This window comes from Streptomyces sp. B93 (assembly GCF_018070565.1).
GTDB lineage: Bacteria > Actinomycetota > Actinomycetes > Streptomycetales > Streptomycetaceae > Streptomyces.
Window position 1 is genome coordinate 1 of sequence record NZ_JAGPXL010000015.1, and the last position, 15,922, is coordinate 15,922.

General features: G+C 71.7%; 12 protein-coding genes. 8 read left to right on the forward strand and 4 right to left on the reverse strand.

Annotated elements, in window-relative coordinates; translation table 11 throughout:
- Positions 1-436 precede the first annotated feature (436 nt).
- Both KBY47_RS16845 and ptsP read left to right on the forward strand, forming a co-directional pair.
- Complete coding sequence (locus KBY47_RS16845; RefSeq protein ID WP_210921955.1) at positions 437-886, forward strand: PTS glucose transporter subunit IIA; 450 nt, start codon at positions 437-439, stop codon at positions 884-886.
- Positions 887-964: 78 nt separating this feature from the next.
- A complete protein-coding gene (gene ptsP / locus KBY47_RS16850; RefSeq protein ID WP_210921956.1) occupies positions 965-2,635 on the forward strand; it encodes a phosphoenolpyruvate--protein phosphotransferase in 1,671 nt (556 codons plus the stop codon).
- 62 nt (positions 2,636-2,697) lie between these two features.
- Here ptsP and KBY47_RS16855 read toward each other — a convergent pair whose 3' ends face one another.
- Together KBY47_RS16855 and KBY47_RS16860 are read right to left on the reverse strand one after the other, a co-directional pair.
- A complete protein-coding gene (locus tag KBY47_RS16855) occupies positions 2,698-3,606 on the reverse strand; it encodes a hypothetical protein (RefSeq protein ID WP_210921957.1) in 909 nt (302 codons plus the stop codon).
- A gap of 121 nt (positions 3,607-3,727) precedes the next feature.
- Positions 3,728-5,704, reverse strand: a complete 1,977-nt coding sequence (locus KBY47_RS16860) for an acetoacetate--CoA ligase (protein WP_210921958.1) — start codon at positions 5,702-5,704, stop codon at positions 3,728-3,730.
- 213 nt (positions 5,705-5,917) lie between these two features.
- Between KBY47_RS16860 and KBY47_RS16865 the strand changes: the two genes are divergently transcribed.
- A complete protein-coding gene (locus KBY47_RS16865; RefSeq protein WP_210921959.1) occupies positions 5,918-8,293 on the forward strand; it encodes a TIM-barrel domain-containing protein in 2,376 nt (791 codons plus the stop codon).
- Here the strand turns inward: KBY47_RS16865 and KBY47_RS16870 are convergent.
- Entirely contained in the window at positions 8,287-8,820 is a 534-nt protein-coding gene (locus KBY47_RS16870; RefSeq protein WP_210921960.1) for an NUDIX domain-containing protein, read from the reverse strand. The two genes, KBY47_RS16865 and KBY47_RS16870, sit on opposite strands and share 7 nt — an antisense overlap.
- Positions 8,821-8,867: 47 nt before the next feature.
- Positions 8,868-9,677 carry a M15 family metallopeptidase gene (locus KBY47_RS16875; protein ID WP_210921961.1) on the reverse strand — a complete coding sequence of 270 codons (810 nt, stop codon included), beginning with the start codon at positions 9,675-9,677 and terminating at the stop codon, positions 8,868-8,870.
- A 131-nt stretch (positions 9,678-9,808) separates the two neighbouring features.
- Between KBY47_RS16875 and KBY47_RS16880 the strand changes: the two genes are divergently transcribed.
- The 5 genes from KBY47_RS16880 to glpK all read left to right on the forward strand — a co-directional run bounded on the left by KBY47_RS16880 (position 9,809) and on the right by glpK (position 15,862).
- Entirely contained in the window at positions 9,809-10,231 is a 423-nt protein-coding gene (locus KBY47_RS16880; RefSeq protein ID WP_210922087.1) for a Zn-ribbon domain-containing OB-fold protein, read from the forward strand.
- The gene (locus KBY47_RS16885) at positions 10,231-11,421 is read left to right on the forward strand and encodes a lipid-transfer protein (RefSeq protein WP_210921962.1); all 1,191 of its coding nucleotides are present in this window, start codon (positions 10,231-10,233) and stop codon (positions 11,419-11,421) included. Before KBY47_RS16880 ends, KBY47_RS16885 begins: the two co-directional genes overlap by 1 nt.
- Positions 11,422-11,549: 128 nt before the next feature.
- Complete coding sequence (locus KBY47_RS16890) at positions 11,550-13,211, forward strand: GGDEF domain-containing protein (RefSeq protein ID WP_210921963.1); 1,662 nt, start codon at positions 11,550-11,552, stop codon at positions 13,209-13,211.
- A gap of 356 nt (positions 13,212-13,567) precedes the next feature.
- Positions 13,568-14,317: an MIP/aquaporin family protein gene (locus tag KBY47_RS16895; RefSeq protein ID WP_210921964.1), complete on the forward strand. Its 750-nt coding sequence runs from the start codon at positions 13,568-13,570 to the stop codon at positions 14,315-14,317.
- Between the two features lie 24 nt (positions 14,318-14,341).
- Complete coding sequence (gene glpK / locus KBY47_RS16900) at positions 14,342-15,862, forward strand: glycerol kinase GlpK (protein WP_210921965.1); 1,521 nt, start codon at positions 14,342-14,344, stop codon at positions 15,860-15,862.
- Positions 15,863-15,922 lie beyond the last annotated feature (60 nt).

The following is a 15,922-nucleotide window of genomic DNA, read 5'->3' on the forward strand; positions in this document are numbered from 1 at the left end:
CAACATATCTGGCGTTGACTTTTGGCACGCTGTTGAGTTCTCAAGGAACGGTCGCTTCCTTCGTACTCACCCTCTCGGGCTTTCCTCCGGGCGCTTCCCTTCGGTCTTGCGTTTCCGACTCTATCAGTGTTTTTCCATGTCCCTGACCACTGTCCCGCAGACATACGGAAAGTGACCCCGAGATAGGATCTGACAAGTTGGGTGCTGCCGAACCAAGGCGCTTGATCGCGTCGCTCAGCTCCGGGCAGGTCTACGACTGTACATGGGGCGCTGGAGCCCGTGCAAATCGATTGGTAGAGTGGTCTAGACCTCTTGACCGGGATCGCTCGTACGGAACGGAACGGGCACGTCATATGACATACCCTGCTGAACAGTGCGCCGTCCGGGACAGGCAGTGACGGCCCATCTGCATCTCCACCCCCCTGGGAGGCTCCCCATGACCACCGTGACGTCCCCGCTCGCAGGACGCGCCATCGGACTGGCAGAGGTGCCTGATCCGGTCTTCTCCGGGGCCATGGTCGGCCCGGGCACCGCCATCGACCCCGTGCGTGAGCCCTCTGACGCGGTGGCGCCCGTCGACGGAGTGATCGTCTCCCTCCACCCGCACGCCTTCGTCGTCGTCGACGCGGACGGCCACGGCGTCCTCACCCATCTCGGTATCGACACCGTCCAACTCAACGGCGAGGGCTTCGAGCTGCTGGTGAGCAAGGGCGACACCGTGACGCGCGGGCAGGCCGTGGTCCGTTGGGACCCGGCCGCCGTCGAGGCCGCCGGCAAGTCGCCCGTGTGCCCGGTCGTGGCGCTGGAGGCGACCGCCGAGTCACTTTCCGAGCTGCGTGAGGACGGCGACGTCAAGGCCGGCGACAGCCTCTTCGTCTGGAAGTGACGTCAGCGCCGTCGTCGGACGGCTGTCAGGACATCAACCGCGGCGGCCGGGTCCGCCGCACTATCGGAGACGGGTGAGATGGAGACAACGCTGCGAGGCGTCGGTGTGAGCCACGGTGTGGCGATCGGCGAGGTTCGGCACATGGGGACGGCGGTGCTCGAACCGCCCGCCAAGCAGATCCCGGCAGAGGACGCGGAGCGTGAGCAGGGGCGCGCCCGCAAGGCCGTGGAGGCTGTTGCCGCCGACCTGATGGCGCGCGGCAATCTGGCGGGGGGCGAAGCCCAGGCAGTGCTCGAGGCCCAGGCCATGATGGCGCAGGACCCCGAACTGATGGCGGACGTCGAGCGCCGGATCGCGGTCGGCAGCACGGCGGAGCGGGCGGTGTACGACGCTTTCGCCGCGTACCGGGCGCTGCTCGCGGGTGCCGGTGAGTACCTGGCCGGTCGTGTGGCCGACCTCGATGACGTGCGAAACCGTATCGTCGCCCGGTTGCTCGGGGTGCCGATGCCGGGCGTTCCGGACAGTGACGAGCCGTATGTGCTGATCGCGCGGGATCTTGCGCCCGCGGACACGGCGCTGCTGGATCCGGCTCTGGTACTCGGTTTCGTGACCGAGGAGGGCGGGCCGACGAGCCACAGCGCGATTCTGGCGCGTGCGCTCGGTGTACCGGCCGTGGTGGCGCTGCCGGGTGCCGGGGAGCTGGCCGAGGGCACCGTGATCGCCGTGGACGGCAGCACCGGTGAGATCTTCGTGAATCCCGGTGAGGACCGGAAGGCCAAGCTCACGGCCGAGGCTGAGGCGCGGAAGGCCGCGCTGGCGGCCGCGACCGGGCCGGGTGCCACGTCCGACGGTCACAAGGTGCCGCTGCTGGCCAACGTCGGTGGTCCGGCGGATGTGCCTGCCGCGGTCGAGGCGGGAGCGGAGGGGGTCGGTCTCTTCCGTACCGAGTTCCTCTTCCTCGACGAGAGCAAGCAGGCGCCCTCGGAGGAGAAGCAGGTCTCCGCGTACCGGCAGGTGCTGAAGGCCTTCCCTGAGGGGCGGGTCGTGGTGCGGGTGCTGGACGCGGGTGCGGACAAGCCGCTGGACTTCCTGACTCCGGCCGATGAGCCGAACCCGGCGCTCGGGGTGCGTGGTCTGCGCACGCTCCTCGATCACCCGGAGGTGCTGCGCACGCAGCTCACCGCGCTGGCGAAGGCGGCCGAGGGGCTGCCGGTCTACCTCGAGGTCATGGCTCCGATGGTGGCGGACCGGACGGACGCGAAGGCGTTCGCCGATGCCTGCCGCGAGGCCGGTCTCAAGGCGAAGTTCGGCGCGATGGTGGAGATCCCGTCGGCGGCGCTGCGGGCGCGGTCGATCCTGCAGGAGGTCGAGTTCCTGTCCCTGGGGACGAACGACCTCGCGCAGTACACCTTCGCCGCCGACCGTCAGGTGGGTGCGGTGTCCCGGCTCCAGGACCCGTGGCAGCCCGCGCTGCTCGACCTGGTGGCGCTGGCCGCCGAGGCGGCGAGGGCGGAGGGCAAGAGCTGCGGTGTCTGTGGCGAGGCCGCGTCGGATCCGCTGCTGGCGTGTGTGCTGACCGGTCTGGGTGTCACCTCCTTGTCCATGGGGGCGGCCTCGCTGCCTTATGTGCGGGCGACGCTGGCGAAGTACACGCTGGCGCAGTGCGAGCGGGCCGCGGCCGCCGCGCGGGCGGCGGACACGGCCGAGGACGCGCGCAGTGCCGCCCAGGCGGTGCTGTCCGGGGAGTAGTCCCCGCCGCCTGGCAATCGTGCAGGGGCGCTCCGCCTTCGGGTGGGGCGCCCCTGGCGTTTTCAGTGCCGGTGGCCCGGCGGCGTGGGGGTGTCGGGTGTGTCGTCGCCGAGGTCGGGTGGGGTGGTGTAGTCGACGTCGGATTCCGGGGAGATGAGGTCGCCGGATTCGATGTCGGTGCAGTAGGCGTCGAAGACCTCTGCGGCGGTGAGGGGTTTCAGGTCGTCGCCGGCCAGGCGCCATCCGTAGACGCGGTCGGTGGTGCCGGGGGCGCTGACCCTGATGACGAGTCCGCCGGGGCTGCGGGTGCCGATGCCGACGGCCAGGACGGTGGCGAGTTCGAGTGCCTCGGCCTCGTCGAGGTGGGTGGCGCCCCCGTTGTCGTCGTCTGTGTGGAGGGCGGCCAGCAGGGTCTCGGGTGTTCCGGTGACGCTGCACACGAGGTGGCGGCTGCCCGGTGGGGCGGTGTCGAGAATCCGTACGAGGAGTGTCGAGGCCCGTTCGAAGGCGGCGCGTCCGATGTCCTCGCCGCAGGATGCGCAGGCGCCGATGCGGGCGAGGAGGGTGGAGGCGTACTCCCAGGTGGCCTGGCGGACGCCCGCGTCGATGAGGGTGGGGAGGAGGTCGGTGAGGGGCTGGCCGTCGTAAGGGAGGGCGGGGCCCCTGGTGGCGAGTTCGGCGGTGAAGCGGGCGCGGCTGGACGGGATGTCCGGGTCGAGGCCTGTTTCCCGGCAGAACTCGGCGTAGTCCTCCGGGTCGAAGAGGGCGACCGTGGTGTGGCTGCCCTGGGAGGCACGGGTCCTGAGGAGGGCTTCGATCTGTTGCAGGTAGAGCGTGTGGTCGTCGAAGGTGAAGCTGCGGTAGCGGCGCCGCATGGTGCGGAAGTCGTGCTCGTCGGTGAGCAGGCCGATGGTGCCTGCGATCTCGCGGCGCAGTACGCGTCGCATGGTCCGGTGGTCGGTGTGCGCCATGTTTCCCCCTGTGCGCGGTCGATCAATGCTCACTCACCGTAACCGCCACCACTGACAACGGGTGGGCGGGCGGGGCGGCGGCGGTCACGGGGGTTGAGTGAAGCCGCAGGTCACAGGGGGGTCAGGCGCGTTTGCGGGCGAGGTCCTCGTAGAAGTGCAGGAGGTCGAGGTTGTCGATGGAGCCAGGGTTGACGGCCTTTTCCAGGGGGGTGCCCTGGAGGAGGCGTTTGACGGGGACCTCGATGCGCTTGCCGGTGAGGGTGTGGGGGACGCCGGGGACCTCGATGATCTCGTCCGGGACGTGGCGTGGGGAGAGCTGTTCGCGGATGGTCCGCTTGATCCGGGTCAGCAGGGCCTCGTCGAGGGTGGTGCCGGGGGCCAGCTGTACAAACAGGGGCATCCAGTAGCCGCCGTCGGGCTGTTCGATGCCGATGACCAGGGATTCCTTGATCTCGGGGAGTCGTTCCACGGCTTCGTAGATGTCCGCCGAGCCCATCCGTACGCCTTGGCGGTTGAGCGTGGAGTCGGAGCGACCGTGGATGACGACGGAGCCCCGGGAGGTGACGGTGATCCAGTCGCCGTGGCGCCAGACGCCGGGGTAGGTGTCGAAGTAGCTGTCGTGGTAGCGGCTGCCGTCGGGGTCGTTCCAGAAGCGGATCGGCATGGACGGCATGGGGTTGGTGACCACGAGTTCGCCGACCTCGTCGACGAGGGGGTCGCCGTTCGGGTCCCAGGACTGGAGGTCGGTGCCGAGGCCGGGTGCCTGGAGTTCGCCGATGTGGACGGGGAGGGTGGGGACGCCTCCGGCGAAGCAGGAGCAGACGTCCGTGCCGCCGCTGACGGAGGCGATCCACAGGTCGGCCCCGCTGTCGGCGAACTCGTCGTGCAGCCAGCGGAAGCCGTCGGGCGGCAGCGGGGAACCGGTGGTGGCGACGCACTGCACGGCGGACAGGTCGTGGTCGCGGGCGGGGTGTACGCCCGCCTTGCGGCAGGCCATGACGTAGGCGGCCGAGGTGCCGTACAGGGTGGCCCGGGTGCGTTCGGCGACGCGCCACTGGGCGCCGGTGTCGGGGTAGCCGGGGCTGCCGTCGTAGAGGACGATCGTGGTGCCCGTGAGCAGGCCGGAGACGAGGAAGTTCCACATCATCCAGCCCGTCGACGTGTACCAGAAGAAGCGGTCCCCGGGGCCGAGGTCGCAGTGCAGGCCGAGCTGTTTGAGGTGCTCGACGAGGATGCCGCCCTGGGACTGGACGATGGCCTTGGGGAGGCCGGTCGTGCCGGAGGAGTAGAGGACCCACAGGGGGTGGTCGAAGGGAACCGGCTCGAACTCGGGTTCGGTGTCGGCGGCGGTCAGCGCCGACCATTCCAGGGCACCTTCGGGGGCCGGGGTGCCGAGGAGGGGGATGTGGACCGCGGCGCGCAGGGTCGGCAGTTCGCGGCGGAGTTCGGCGACGGTGTCGCGGCGGTCGTGCTCCTTGCCGCCGTAGCGGTAGCCGTCGACGGTGAAGAGGACGACGGGTTCGACCTGCTGGAAGCGGTCGAGGACGCTGCGGGCGCCGAAGTCGGGGGCGCAGGAGGTCCACACGGCGCCGACGGTGGCGGTGGCGAGGAGGGCGACCACGGCCTGCGGGATGTTCGGGAGGTAGCCGCTGACGCGGTCGCCGGGGCGGACGCCCAGGGCGCGCAGTTCGGCGGCGAGGGAGCCTACCTGATGGCGCAGCTCGGACCAGGTCACGGGGCGGGGATCGTGGCTCTCGTCGACGCAGAGCAGCGCCGGTTCGTCCGGGCGGGTCCCGGCGGCTCGCAGGGCGTGCTCGGCGTAGTTGAGGGTGGCGCCGGGGAACCACTGGGCTCCGGGCATGGCGCGGTCGCCCAGCACGCGCGCGTAGGGGGTGGAGAAGCGTACGTCGAACCACTCCGTGACGGCTTTCCAGAAGGTGTCCAGCTCGTCCACGGACCAGCGGTGCAGTGCCGCGTAGCCGCCCTCGGCGGGGGCGCCGTGGTGTTCGGCGGCCCAGGTGTGGAATTTGGTGATCTGAGCCTGGGCGATGCGTTCCGGATCGGGCTGCCAGAGCGGCTGGGGGTTCTCGGTCGACATGGGGCGGCTCCCGGACTGTGCGCGTCGTGTGCGTCGCTCGCGCACGGGCTGGGGTGTGCGCGTGACGCGGCTGACACGGACGATGCCATGTGATCGACTTCCGCACCAGGGTGCACCGCACATAGTCGGTGTGGTGAAGATGTGGTCCGAGCACTGGTGAACGGCAGTTGAACGGCACCCTGAGGCGGGCCGCTCAGTGGCATGGTGATCACTATGGACGGTCGTGACCTGGTGCGTTCGGTGAAGGCGGTCGGTTCTGTGGGGACGGCTCAGGGAGTGCGGACCGTGCGCGCGGCCTGGCGGAGGAAGCGCGCCGATGCCTCGGGGTTGCCGCCGCGGGGCGCGGAGCGCGCGCGGGTGCCGGGTCAGGTGCGGGACGTGGAGCCCGCGCCCGGGGGTGGGACCCTCCGGTTCGGCCGCGCCGAGCTGCGGATCGTCGTCACCCTCGGCGGGGCCGTCTTCTGGGGGTGGGACGGGGCCGGTCCGGAGCCGTCGTACGCGCTGGCCGGGCCGTGTCCGGAGCCGGATCCGCGGGCGGTGCTGGAGCCGGACAAGGACGGTGGCTGGCGTGTGGTGGCCGAGCGGGTGACGGTCGTGGTGTCCCGGCACGGCGCCGTCGAGGTGCTCACGCCGGGCGGGGTGATGCTGCGCCGTGATCTGCCGCCCCGGTGGTGGGAGCCGGTGGGGGGCGGTCCGGCCCGCTGGATGCAGCGGTCGGAGGTGTCCGCGGACGCGCGGTTCTTCGGGCTGGGCGGCCGGGCGTCGGGGCCCCGGCTGCGGGACGGGTCGTACCGGCTGTGGAACACCGATCCGGGGCGGTCCTTCGCTCCCGGTGACGATCCGCTGTACATCACGATGCCGGTGCAGCTGGTGGTGGCCGACGCGGGGACGCACCTGGTCTTCCACGACAGCTCCTGGGACGGGACGGTGACGCTGCGGGAGGGCGAGGAGGGTGCCGGGTCGGGGCACGACCGGGCGGGCTCCTGCGAGCTGCGGATGGACGGTGGTCCGCTGCGCTGCTGGGTGGTGGTGGGTACTCCCGCGCGCGTGCTGCTCGCCTGGTCGGCGCTGACGGGGGCGCCCGCGCTGCCGCCCGCGTGGGCGCTGGGGCACCAGCACGCGCGGTGGGGTTTCGGCGGCGAGGGGGAGGTGCGGCGGATCGTCGAGGAGTACCGGCGGCGGGGGCTGCCGCTGGACGCGGTCCATCTGGACATCGATCACTACGACGACCACCAGGTGTTCACCGTGGACCGCGACCGCTTTCCCGACCTGCCCCGGCTCGCGGAGGACCTGCGGGAGGACGGGGTCCGGCTGGTGTCGATCGTCGATCCGGCGGTCAAGGCGGACCCGGGCAACGCCGTATACGCCAGTGGGTCGGCTGAGGGGGCGTTCATACGCGACGCCTCCGGGCGGCTGGTGCGGGGCGTGGTGTGGGCCGGGGAGTCGGTCTATCCGGACTTCACCGACGCGCGCGTGCGGGAGTGGTGGGGCGGGCTGTACGAGGAGCGCCTGAAGCAGGGGTTCTCGGGTTTCTGGCACGACATGAACGAGCCCACGTCGTTCATGTCGTTCGGGGAGTCGACGCTGCCGCGGTCGGCCCGGCATGCGTTGGAGGGACGCGGTGGTGACCATCGTGAGGCGCACAACGTCTACGGGCTGTGCATGGCGAGGGCCGGGTACGAGGGGGTGCGGGCGCTGGTGCCGGAGAAGCGGCCGTTCGTGTTCTCCCGTTCCGGGTGGGCCGGTATGCAGCGGTACGGGGGGACGTGGTCGGGGGATGTGGCGACGGGGTGGGCGGGGCTGCGGGCGTCGCTGTCGCTGGTGCTGGGTCTGGGGCTGTGCGGGGTGCCGTACTCGGGTCCGGACGTGGGCGGCTTCGACGGTTTTCCGTCGCCCGAGCTGTATCTGCGGTGGTTCCAGCTGGGCGCGTATCTGCCGTTGTTCCGCACGCACGCGAGCATCCGGGCGGGGCGGCGGGAGCCGTGGGAGTTCGGGGCCGAGGTGCTGGAGCACGCGCGCGTGGCGCTCCTCGAGCGGCGGCGGCTGCTGCCGTACTTCGTGACGCTGGCGCATCTCGCGCGGCGCACGGGGGCGCCGTACGTGCGGCCCGTGTGGTGGGGCACCCCGGAGGACCGGGCGTTGCGCGACTGCGAGGACGCCTTCCTGCTGGGCGACGGTCTGCTGGTGGCTCCGGTGCTCGACCCGGGGTCGGACCGGCGGGCGGTGCGGCTGCCGCGCGGGCGCTGGTACGACACGGTGACGGAGCAGGTCTACGAGGGTCCCGCGCGGGTGGTCGTGGAGGCGCCCCTGTCGCGTGTTCCGGTGCTCGCGCGCGCGGGTTCCGTCGTGCCGGTGCGCGGGACGGACGGTGGGCTGGAGCTGGAGGTGTGGGCGCCCGCCCCGGGGCGTACCGGGGGCGGGCTGGTGGTGGCGGACGCGGGCGACGGGTGGGACGAGCCGGAGCTGGAGCGGTACGTCGCCCGCTGGGAGGGGAGGCGGGTGGTGGTCCGCCGGGAGGGTGATGACGGGGTGTGCGAGCCCGGCCGTCCGGTGCGGGTACGGGGGCTCGCCGGGGCCCCGGGTCAGTAACGGCCCTCGAACCAGGCGCGCACGGCCAGGGTGTGCAGCGGGAAGGCCAGCTCCTCGGGCCTGCGCAGGAGGTGCCAGCCCTCCGTCTCGTCCGTGGCGGCCGGCTCGGGGAGGCGGTCGGCGGGGCGTTCGGGGAGGAGCCCGAAGAGCAGCAGGTGCCCGTCGGGGGAACTCATCGCGTCGACCAGCCGTACGTCGCGGCTCGCCGCGTCGATGCCGGTCTCCTCCTTGAGTTCACGGACGACGGCCTGGCGCCAGTCCTCACGGTCGTCGATGTAGCCGCCGGGCAGTGCGACGCCCCCGCGCGCGGGACCGATGGTTCGCGTGATGACGACCAGGGCGGTGCCCTGGGTGTCGTACACGGGTTGGAGGGCCACCGCGACGGGCAGCGGGTTGCGGTACGCGACAGTGCCGCAGGCCGGGCAGGTGCGGGGCCAGCCGGTGACGCCCTCTCCGTAGGGCGCGCCGCAGCGCGAACAGTGCGAGTTCGCTGCGGAGTTGATCGTGGAGTGCTGAGATTCGGACACGCGGCGGACTGTATCCGATCACGGAGAGGGCGTCTTCGGTGGGCGGCTCAAGGGCGGGCGGCGAGCGATCGGGCGGACACCGGGAAGTCGAAGTAGGTGTCCGGGTAGCGCTCGGGACGGTAGGTGAAGTGCCACCATTCCTCGGCGAGGTTCACGAAGCCCAGGTCTTCCAGGGTGGTCTTCAGCAGCAGTCGGTTGGCGCGCTGGGGGCCCTGGACACGCGGGTCGAGTGTGTGGCTGAGGGTGTCGAAGCAGTCGTAGCCGGTCCCCATGTCGACCGAGTTGTCGGGGAAGCGCTCGTCCTGGGGCGCGTAGCAGGGCACCAGGGGCTGGCCGGGGACGTAGGGCTTGGTGGGGCGGGCCGGGAGGCGGACCAGGGTGAGGTCCACGGTGGAGCCGCGGCTGTGGCCGGATCTCGCCGCGATGTAGCCGTCCGTGAACAGCCGTGTCTTGTCGACGTCCGGGTAGAACTCGTCCTTCATCGTCTGGTCGTCGAGGTCCTCGGCCCAGCGGACGAAGTGGTCGACGGCGCGCTGTGGCCGGTAGCAGTCGTACACCTTGAGGCCGTAGCCCTGGCGCAGGAGTTGTCGCTGGGCCTGGTGCAGGGCTTCGGCGGCGGGGCGGGTGAGGATGCACAGGGGTTGGCGGTAGCCGTCGATGCGCTCGCCGATGAAGTTGTGGGGGGTGATGTAGCGCATCTCCTCGATGATCGTCCGGTCCACGGTTCGCAGGGCGACGAAGTCGTCGGGTGCCCTGGGCTCGGTCTTCGCCTGGGCGGGGGCGGACGTGGCGGTGACGGCCAGCAGGGCGGCGAGCGTGGTGACCAGTCCTCGTACCGCGGTGGTGAGTCGTGTCATGTCCCCTGCGTCTATCAGGTGGAGGCTGCGGCGGGGAAGACGCCCTGCCGCTACCCGGTTGCCCGTGGCACACTTCTGACGTTCCGTCAGTTACGGATCCGGGAGGGGCGTTGACAGAGACAGGGACCCCTGTGGTGGCCGGGTGGTTCGCCGGAGAGGGGGACGCGTTCCGGTTGCTCGGCACGCGGTGCTCGGGCTGCGCCTCGGTGTTCTTCCCGCGCGAGGACGTCCACTGCCGCAATCCCGGCTGTTCCGGCGGCGATCTGGTGGAGGTGCCGTTGTCGCGGCGGGGGCGTGTCTGGTCGTACACGGACAGCCGGTACCGGCCTCCGTCACCGTATGTGACCGATCCGGAACTTCCGTGGGTGCCGTGCGCGTTGATCGCTGTGGAGCTGGAGTCCGAGCGGATGGTGGTGCTGGGACAGGCGGCTCCCGGTGTCACCGTCGCTCATCTGGCGGTGGGCATGGAGGTGGAGGTCGTCCCCGGTGTGCTGCTCGGGGAAGCGGGGGCGACCTGGACGACGTGGCAGTGGCGGCCGACGGGGGTGGCGTGATGACGGGTGAGGTTGCGGTGCTCGGGGCGGGCATGCACCCCTGGGGGAAGTGGGGGCGCGGCTTCGTCGAGTACGGCGCGGTGGCGGCCCGCGCGGCGCTCGCCGACGCCGGGCTGGAATGGCGGCAGATCGGCTCGATCGTGGGCGCGGACACCGTGCGCGGCGGCTATCCGGGGTATGTGGCGGGGGCCGCGTTCGCCAAGGCCCTGGGCTGGCAGGGGGCCCGGGTCACCAGCGTGTACGCGGCCTGCGCGTCGGGGGCGCAGGCGGTGAACGCCGCGCGGGCGCAGATCCTGGCGGGCCTGGCGGACGTGGTGCTGGTGGTCGGCGCCGACGCCGCGCCCAAGGGGTTCTTCCGCCCGGCGGGCGGCGAGCGGCCCGACGATCCGGACTGGCTGCGCTTCCGGGTCCTCGGCGCGACCAATCCGACGTACTTCGGGCTGTACGCGCGCCGGCGGATGGCCGTGCACGGCGACACGGTGGAGGACTTCGCCCAGGTCAAGGTGAAGAACGCGGCGCTGGGGGCGCTGAACCCGTATGCGCGCTACCGGCGTCGGGTGACCGCCGAGGAGGTCGCGGCCTCCGCGGTGGTCGCGGATCCGCTGCGGCTCCTGGACATCTGTGCGACCTCGGACGGCGGGGCGGCGCTGGTGCTGTCCAGCATGGACTTCGCGCACCGGCACGGGGCGGCGCGGCCGGTGCGCATCCGCGCGGTGTCGACGGTGACGCCGCGCTATCCCAACACCGTGCTGGATCTGCCGGACATGGCGACGGACTCGGCGGTGGCGGTGGCGCCCCCCGCGGAGTCGTTCCGCGCCTCGATCGCCCGGGCGGCCTACGAGGAGGCCGGTGCCGGGCCGGGGGACCTGTCCCTCGCGGAGGTGTACGACCTGTCCACGGCCCTGGAGTTGCAGTGGTACGAGGATCTGGGGCTGTGCGCCGAGGGTGAGGGGGCGAAGCTGCTCAGGGACGGGGCGACCGCGCCGGGCGGGCGCATACCCGTGAACGCCAGCGGTGGACTGGCCTCCTTCGGGGAGGCGGTACCGGCTCAGGCGGTCGCCCAGGTGTGCGAGCTGACCTGGCAGTTGCGGGGTGAGGCGGGAGACCGGCAGGTGGCGGGGGCGCGCATGGGCATCGCGGCGAACCAGGGACTGTTCGGGCACGGTTCGGCGGTGATAGCGGTGCGGTGAGGCACGGCCCTCACCTCCGGGTACCCCGCGGGGCGAGCTGTCCGTACGCTCTGTGATCGCCTCGGAATCCTGCGTGAACGTCTCATGAACTGGGCCTGGGCCCGCGCGGGCGGCGCCATCATGCTCCCGTGCACTCCTGGTCGGACACGCTCCGCTTCGCGTTCCAGCCGGTGGTCAACCTGGCCACCGGAGGGATCGCGGCGTTGGAGATCCTCGCCCGCCCGGAGACCGGTGACGTGCTGGCCGAGGCCCGTCGGGACCCCGAGATCGACGGTCGGCTGGCGGTGTTGGCGGTCCGCGCGGCGGTGGGCAAGGAGACCCTGCTGCCGCTGCATGTCAATGTGTTCGCCGGTACCCTCGCCGACCTCGGTGGGCTCGGTCCGCTGCACGACGCCGTGCGGGCGGCGGGACGGCTGCCCTGGGAGGTGACGATCGACATCTGCCCGCCCTGGACCCATGTGCCGCGCCAGGCCCTGCTGGACGCGGTGGCGGAGCTGCGCGCCCAGGGGTTCCGGATCAGCGCGGACGGGGTCGGCGACGGTGATCTGCCGCTGCGGCTGCTCACCGACATCGCCCCGGACCTGGTGAAACTCGACGCCTCCCTGCTGTCCAGACCGGCGGCGGTGCGAGCGATGCGCACGCTGGCCGACCAGTTGGGCGCGCTGCTGCTGGCGGAGGGCGTGGAGACCGAGACACAGTGCGCGGCGGCGGTGTCGGCCGGGGCGCAGTTGGCCCAGGGCGAGTTGTTCGCGCCTCCGGCCCGGCTGCCCGTCGCGGACGTATACGTTCCACCACGCCCCGGCGGCGGGGGCGGTGGTCCCGCGGCGCCGGGGCCGGGTCCGTCGGTGCGGCAGTTCCTGCGGCCCGCCGCGCTGCTGCCCGCCACGGCGTCCGCGGGGCAGGTGCGGGCCCTGCTGACCGGGTCGCCGGAAGTCTCCGGGGTGCTGCTCGTGGACCGCGCCGGGGTCCCGGTCCGGTCGGTGCACCGCTCCCGCTTCCTGCTGTCGATGTCGGGGCGGTACGGCCATGCGCTGTACGCCGACCGGCCCGCCGCCAAGCTGGGCGATCCGCCCAGGACGGTGGGCATCGGCGCCACCGCGTGGGAGGTGCTGGACGTGGTGGCGGTCGGTGAGCGGGACCGGGCGTCGGACGACGTGGCCGTGGTGGACGAGCACGGGCGGTGCCTGGGCGTCGTACGGCTGGCGGATCTGTTGCGGGCGTTGGCCGAGTCCCGGGTGGAGGAGGCTGCCGGGCTCAATCCGCTGACGCGGCTGCCGGGTTCGGACGCCATCACCGGGGAGGTGGACCGGTGGATCGCGCAAGGGCGGACGTTCGCCCTGAGTTGGCTGGATGTCGACCACTTCAAGCAGGTCAACGACGGGGCGGGGTTCGCCGCGGGTGACGAGCTGATCCGGTCCGTGGGGCGGGCGCTCGAGGCGGCGGCGGCCGGGAACACGCGCGTGGGTCACATCGGCGGGGACGACTTCCTAATCCTGGCCGAGCCGGAAGGGCTGGATCCGCTGGCGGTGTACGTGCTGGACGCGCCGTGGCATGCGGGTGGGCGGCCGGTGACCCTGTCCCTGGCCACGGTGGTGTGCGCGCCGGGCAGCGTCACCGATCACCGGCAGGCGGCGGCCTGTCTGGCGCCGCTCAAGAAGGCCGCGAAGTCACTCGGCGGGGCCAGTTGGGTGCTGGGCCGGCCCGGGCTGCCCGGGTACGAGGTCCTCCGGGGCGCGGAGCCGTCGCCGAGCCAGGCGGGCTGCGCGGTGGCGGAACCGGGGCTCGGCTGAGGGCCCTCGCGCACTCGGCCGGGCCGGCCGGGGACGGCCGGTGGAACCGTTGCCGTCAACGACCTTGACGGTCCCTGGGCGCCGGTGAACACTTCCCGGTGTCAGCCGACATCGCCGTACATACTCGGCGGATTCCGGCACTCCGCCGCATGGGCTCATGACCCTGGCCCACTCCCCCACAAGGCGATTCGGCGACGACGAGACGTTCGTCACGGACGCCTGGGCCGGGCACGGGACCCGCTCCGCCCCGGGCCGAAGTCGCCACGGGAGCAACGGGAGTCACGGGGAGTCACGGGGGAATCCGCCCCGCACCGAGGACCGGGGCCGATCACCCGGGTCCGGCACTAGGAGCCGCCATGAGCAACGGAGACATCGTCGTCGGCGAGATCATCGGCACCGCGATCCTCATCCTCTTCGGCGCCGGGGTCTGCGCCGCAGTCACCCTCAGATACTCCAAGGCCCGGGCCTCCGGCTGGATCGTGATCGCGTTCGGCTGGGGGTTCGGAGTGATGGCGGGCGCCTACACCGCCGCTCCGTTGTCCGGCGGGCACCTCAACCCGGCCGTGACCCTCGGCATCGCCGTCGACACCGGTGACTGGGACAAGGTCGGGCTCTATCTGCTGGGCCAGATGATCGGCGCGATGCTGGGCGCCGTACTGGCCTATCTGGTCTACTTCGCGCAGTTCCAGGCCAACGTCCGGGAGACGGGCACGACGGAGGGCACCGCCGAGGAGCCGACTCCGACGCTCGGCATCTTCTCCACCATCCCGGAGATCCGCCATCCGGTCGCCAACCTCATGACCGAGATCATCGCCACGATCGCACTGGTCCTGCCGATCCTCGCCTTCGGGCTGACCAAGGGGCTCGGCGAGTCCGGCACGCTCGTGCTGATCGTCGCCCTGCTGGTCGTGGGCCTCGGTCTCTCCCTCGGCGGGCCGACCGGCTATGCGATCAACCCGGCGCGCGACCTCGGCCCGCGCATCGTGCACACCTTCCTGCCGATCCCCAACAAGGGCACCTCCGACTGGGGTTACGCCTGGGTGCCCGTCGTCGGGCCGCTGATCGGCGGAGGACTGGCCGGGCTCATCTACAACGCAGCCTTCTGAGACAACTCAGCCCAAGGGGTAGCCATGACGGACCACGCCGAGAAGTACGTCGCCGCCATCGACCAGGGCACCACCTCCAGCCGCTGCATCGTCTTCGACCGGGACGGGGCCATCGTCGCCGTCGACCAGCGCGAACACCGCCAGATCTTCCCCAAGCCCGGCTGGGTGGAGCACGACGCCACCGAGATCTGGTCCAAGGTGCAGGCCGTCGTCGCCGGGGCGATCGCCAAGGCCGGACTGCGCGCCGACCAGCTCAGCGCGCTCGGCATCACCAACCAGCGCGAGACGACGGTCCTGTGGGACCGGGCGACGGGCAAGCCGGTACACAACGCCATCGTGTGGCAGGACACGCGCACCGCCGCACTCTGCGCCGAGCTGGGCGGCACGGACGGCCAGGACCGCTTCCGCGAGCAGACCGGGCTGCCCCTGGCCAGCTACTTCTCCGGCCCCAAGGCGGCCTGGCTCCTCGACCACGTGCCGGGTCTCAGGGCCCGCGCCGAACGCGGCGAGATCGCCTTCGGCACCATCGACTCCTGGCTCATCTGGAACCTCACGGGCGGCACCGACGGCGGACGGCACGTCACCGACGTCACCAACGCCGGGCGGACCATGCTGATGAACCTGGAGACCCTCCAGTGGGACCCGGCCATCCTCTCCGCGATGAACGTGCCGGAGACCGTCCTGCCCGAGATCAGGTCCTCCGCCGAGGTGTACGGGACCGCGGTCGGGCAGCTCGCCGGGGTGCCGGTCGCCTCGGCGCTCGGCGACCAGCAGGCCGCCGTCTTCGGGCAGGCGTGCTACGACGTCGGCACGGCGAAGAACACCTACGGCACCGGCAGCTTCCTGCTGCTCAACACGGGCGGCAGGCCGGTGCCGTCCAAGAGCGGGCTGCTGACCACCATGGGGTACAAGATCGGCGGCGAGGCTCCGGTCTACTGCCTGGAGGGGGCGATCGCCGTCACGGGCGCGCTGGTGCAGTGGTTCCGCGACCAGCTCGGCATCATCCGTACGGCGGACGAGATCGAGACCCTGGCGGCGAGCGTGGACGACAACGGCGGGGCGTACATCGTGCCCGCGTTCTCGGGGCTGTTCGCGCCGTACTGGCGTTCCGACGCCCGCGGTGTCGTCACCGGTCTCACCCGCTACGTGACGAAGGCGCATCTCGCGCGGGCGGTGCTGGAGGCGACCAGTTGGCAGACACGTGAGGTCGTGGACGCCATGTACCAGGACTCCGGGGTGCGGATCACGACCCTGAAGGTGGACGGGGGCATGACGAAGAACAACCTCCTCATGCAGCACCAGGCGGATGTGCTGGACGTGCCGGTGATCCGTCCGCGCGTGTCCGAGACGACCTGTCTGGGCGCCGCCTACGCGGCCGGGCTCGCCACCGGGGTCTGGAACGACCTCGACGAACTCAAGACGCACTGGCAGAGGGACGCCGACTGGACTCCGGCGATGACGGCGGCGGTGCGGGACCAGGAGTACCGCAACTGGCGCCGGGCTGTGGAGCGGAGCTTCGGCTGGCTCGAGGAGGGCGACAACTAGGCCTCCACGCGCGCGTGCACGGGGGGAACCAGGGCATCCGAGCTGTGTGGCCCGTACCCC